Genomic DNA, 4091 nt, shown 5'->3' with positions numbered 1-4091 from the left:
CCGACGATGACGTATTTGACGTGACTTGGAAGTCCCATAGAGCAATGTCCTCTGGTCTCTTAAACTTCGAGGCTGAACAGTAATTTAGTAGGCCCGCCATTCCTTTGACATTTGGCGCCACATTCCCGATAGAATCCGCCATATTGCCGCTCTATGAAGCGCAGTTGCATCGCGCCCTCCGAGCGAGGAATGTGGCCCCGCGGTATTGTACAACTCGATGACGGAACGCCCACGGGACCGATGTTTGGCGCGGGCTTCTTCATACATGGCATCGTCCGCCCATCAGGTTCTGCACAGTCGCGAGAGAGCAGTATGCTTCAATATGCAATGCACGACCGCCTGACGGCGCTCGGCTGGTCCCCATCGAGACGATCAATAGCGGTCTCAGTCGCTCTGCCGGTGGCGGCGTCGCACGCGCCGGTTTCGACCGGATGGTCGCCGAGCTCTGCCCTTGGCAAAGTCGGTGCGGTTTGCGGCACGGGAGATCTCGCGCTTTGCCCGCAACAGCCGCGATCGGCAGCAACTCATCTAGATGTGCCGGGTCGTCGACACCGTGCTAATCGATCAGGAGACGGTCTATGCGTCGCCAGGGCAATGACCGATTGCTGCCGGGATTGAAGGGGAGCCTCAAACGAGTATGAGCTCGAAGTTCTGCGCCCGCGTTCACGCTCGGCCCGCTACGACAAGGCTCCTCGCGGCGAACTCGTCGTTGCAGCCCCGTCGGCTTCGCGAAGGTCGGTGACCAGTTTGAGAAGGATCCTGATCGCCGCGTGCAGGAGGCCATCAACTTGGTGTTTGACAAGGTCGCGGAACTCGGCAGCGCCTGGCAGGCGCTGATGTGGTTCCTCGAGCATGGACTGAATTTGCTGCCAAACGCAACAATGGCGACGTCGTCTCGCGCAGGCTGAGCTATGCCACCGTTCACCGGATCATTGAGAATCCGATCTACGGCGGCGCCTATGCCTATGGTAAGTCTGGCGTCGCGCCGGGATTCATGGTCAAGAAACACATCAGGGGCAGAAAATGGTTGGAGCAGGAAAAGAACGTCCCGAGACGTTCGCGAGTGGTGAGCCGCGCGCTTGGGTGATTGTTAAGGAGGGTCGGCTGTGAGTGATCCGTTGCTCTACCTGAGCGGGGCTGAAATCCTTGCCCTTAGGCCCAATCCAGCCGATCTACGCCTGAGCCTCGCGCGAGCATTCCGTTTGCACGCCCAACACCGCGTTCAGGTGAGTCCGAAGCAGACCCTCGCAATCGCTCCTGGACATTTCTTTCAAGCGCTGTGCGCAGCCTCGCCCGAGCCTCCATATGCTGCAGCCAAATGGGTCGGCATCGCAGCTGAAAATGCCGGGCGAGGGCTTTCGAACGTTAACGGTCTTGTTATTCTCAGTGATTTTAATACTGGACAACCTCTAGCGGTTATGGACGGCAACAGCCTCACAGTTTTACGCACCGCCGCCATGTCGGCACTTGCGGCGGAATATCTTGCGCGCCCGGATAGCACATCTATTGGCTTTGTGGGCTGCGGCCAACAAGCGCTCGGACACCTTGAAGCAATGTACGATCTTTTCCCCGGATTGGTCGAGGCAGTTTGTTTCGACCCCAAGGCAACCTCGGCGCGCCGGTTGGCCGATATCGCACGAGAGAAAGGTCTGCAAAGCCGCGAAACCACGGCCGCGGATGACGCGCTCGCCTGTGACGTCGTCATAACGACAGTGCCCGCGACCGCTACGCTTGCTCCCTTCCTCGATGCGAGCCAACTGCGCCCAGGCAGTTTCGTCAGCGCGGTCGACCTCGGTCGGTCATGGCACGTCGAAACCTTCAACGTATTCGACCTTCGCGTCGTTGACGATCGCGCCCAGGCGGAGGATCCAGAAAACCGATCCAAGCTCGCCTATCCCGGCCCCTTTGATGCGGATTTGGCAATGCTAACGAGCGGAATTGAGCGAGGCCGTTCCTCGGATCCAACCCAGCGCACGCTATTTCTATTTCCGGGATGTGCCCTTGCCGACCTTGCAGTCGCAAGCGCGTTGTTCGAAACAGCTGTTCGAACCGGTCGAGGCGTCGCGCTGCAGCGTTAGGGAGCGTGGGGCGCCGACAGAGTGCAAGTGCTAATAGATTCTGGTATTTCGCCCAAAGATCTTATGACGAGTGATTAATAGAGACGTGTGCTCAGAGTGTGATTGTTAGCGAAAAACTCGGTGGAGGCAATTATGCTTGTTGCAGTCGATCGAGCCGCGGCGCCCGCCGTTGGCGATAAGGACGACCATTACTGCGCCCTTCGCTAAGATCCGACGAGCCCAATTCGGGCATCCGGCTTCTGCCTCGGATGTCTGACGGCGAAGCGTTCGCGAGGCCAAGGGAGAATGATACGCGGTGGTGACAATCGTCGCCGGGTTTGCTCATCCGTTTTCATGACAGCGCGTGCCTTTGACTGCGGAGCTATGCTGGAACTTGGCCCATTACCAGTTTGAAGACCATCAGCCTGGCGGTCTTCGATGATGGGGAGCCTTTAGTGCGCACCGTGCGATCGCGAACGGTGGCAAAGATGCTCTCGATCGGGATTCGACGTCCGCTGATGATCCCAATGCTCGGGGGAAATCGTAGAACGCCAACAAGGCATTCTGATCTTTGGTCAGGCAGGGCCGCGATCCCAATGAGGTGTTTGCCCGAGATGGGCTGCTTGACGATCTGAAGAAGGCGCTTTCGGAGCGCATTTTGAACGCCGAACTCGAAGAGCACCTTTCGGATGAGAGCACCGAGGGGAATGCCAATCGCCGCAACGGCCATTCGCGAAAGTCGGTGCTAACGGGCACATCGAAGATGACGCTGACCATCCCTTGCGACCGTGCCGGAACCTTCGATCCCAAGCTGATCGCCAAGTATCAGCGCCGGTTTCCCGATTTCGACGACAGATCATCTCCATATATGCGCGCGGCATGACGGTGCGCGAGATCCGCGGCCATCTGGAGGAGCTCTACGGCATCGACGTCTCGCCGGACCCGATCTCGGCCGTCACCGATGCCGTTCTGGAGGAGGTGGCCGAATGGCAGAACAGGCCGCTTGACGCCGTCTATCCGCTCGTCTTCTTCGACGCGATCCGGGTGGTCGTCGATCCCTCGTCCTCGGGCGTAGACACATGGGCTACCGCTCCCCTGCGGGATAAGTCGCGCGTGCCCACTGGCAAACCTTTGTTGTGTTCGAAGCTGGACAAGAATGTCGGATGCCCGACGAAAAGGTAACGCCAGCCCCCGGCACGGACAAGTGCCTGCAACGCATAACCTTTATAGGACTAACCCGCTCCGCGACCGCAGCTATACACCGCTGGCGCGGCCCTGATGGCGTCGTCCGTGGCGCCGGTCATGCATGCAATAGGAGCTCCAACTACGCGAGCCCGGGGGTGGCCGCTTACAGCCCATTCCCATCGGACAAAGGAGCTTGTCATGACCCAACTTCCCCAGCGCATGAGCGAGGACATGCAGGTGCACAACCCGCGTTCAACACCCGGCAAGTCGCCGGACCTGCTCGGGCGCGAGGACATTCGGACCTAGCAGGTCTATCTGACCAACGAGAAGAGCTGGCGCCCGGCTCGATCTACATCGCCATTGCGGCGCTGCGCTTTCTCTGCCGATCATCCTCGGCCCGAGGAGTTCTAAGGTTCCTCGACTGCGTGATCGAGTCAAACATCACGCCATCCTGACCACATGCTATGCCGCCGGCTTGCGCATCTCGGAGGCGGTGCAGCTGAAGCCCACCGACATCGACAGCCAGAGAATGGTCGTCCGCGTCGAGTAGGGCAGACCGCTACTGATGCTGTCGCCCAAGCTCCTGGAGATCCTGCGCGACTACTGGAAGATGCGGCGGCCAGAGACGTGGCTCTTCCCCGGCGATCGTGCCGGCGTATCAAGGCGGCGCTGATGATGGCGCGCCTCACCGCGCTCAAGATGCTCGCCGACTTCGCCTTCCAGCCTTCGCTCGATAAAACCGCATCATGGCGCTGGCCGAGTTGAAGTTCATCGAACGCGCCGAGGTGGTTCATCTTCTCGGCCCGCCCGATCTCGATTCATAATGCTCATCTCGCTATCGCCTTATAA

The 4091-nt window shown here is 59.4% G+C and carries 3 protein-coding genes and 3 pseudogenes; 5 read left to right on the top strand and 1 reads right to left on the bottom strand.

Going from position 1 to position 4091, the window contains the following annotated elements:
* Window positions 1-770: 770 nt before the first annotated feature.
* The 3 genes from AU465_RS36640 to AU465_RS18010 are packed head-to-tail and all read left to right on the top strand — an operon-like array spanning window position 771 to window position 2078.
* The gene (locus AU465_RS36640) at window positions 771-908 is read left to right on the top strand and encodes a hypothetical protein (protein WP_246506224.1); all 138 of its coding nucleotides are present in this window, start codon (window positions 771-773) and stop codon (window positions 906-908) included.
* Window positions 905-1087 carry a recombinase family protein gene (locus tag AU465_RS36635; protein WP_246506222.1) on the top strand — a complete coding sequence of 61 codons (183 nt, stop codon included), beginning with the start codon at window positions 905-907 and terminating at the stop codon, window positions 1085-1087. Before AU465_RS36640 ends, AU465_RS36635 begins: the two co-directional genes overlap by 4 nt.
* Window positions 1088-1106: 19 nt before the next feature.
* Window positions 1107-2078: an ornithine cyclodeaminase family protein gene (locus AU465_RS18010; RefSeq protein WP_192250526.1), complete on the top strand. Its 972-nt coding sequence runs from the start codon at window positions 1107-1109 to the stop codon at window positions 2076-2078.
* Between the two features lie 379 nt (window positions 2079-2457).
* On the opposite strand, the pseudogene AU465_RS18005 reads toward AU465_RS18010, so the two are convergent.
* Window positions 2458-2639 (bottom strand): annotated as a pseudogene (locus tag AU465_RS18005) (transposase); the annotation flags it as partial.
* Between AU465_RS18005 and AU465_RS18000 the strand changes: the two are divergent.
* Window positions 2629-3110 (top strand): annotated as a pseudogene (locus AU465_RS18000) (transposase); the annotation flags it as partial. The pseudogenes AU465_RS18005 and AU465_RS18000 sit on opposite strands and share 11 nt — an antisense overlap.
* Window positions 3111-3440: 330 nt before the next feature.
* A pseudogene (locus AU465_RS17995) lies at window positions 3441-3897 on the top strand (tyrosine-type recombinase/integrase); the annotation flags it as partial.
* Window positions 3898-4091: the final 194 nt, after the last annotated feature.

Source organism: Mesorhizobium silamurunense (assembly GCF_014843905.1).
Taxonomy (GTDB): Bacteria; Pseudomonadota; Alphaproteobacteria; order Rhizobiales; family Rhizobiaceae; genus Mesorhizobium; species Mesorhizobium silamurunense.
The sequence above is the reverse complement of the archived record's forward strand: the minus strand, read 5'-3'. Positions and strand labels throughout refer to the sequence as shown.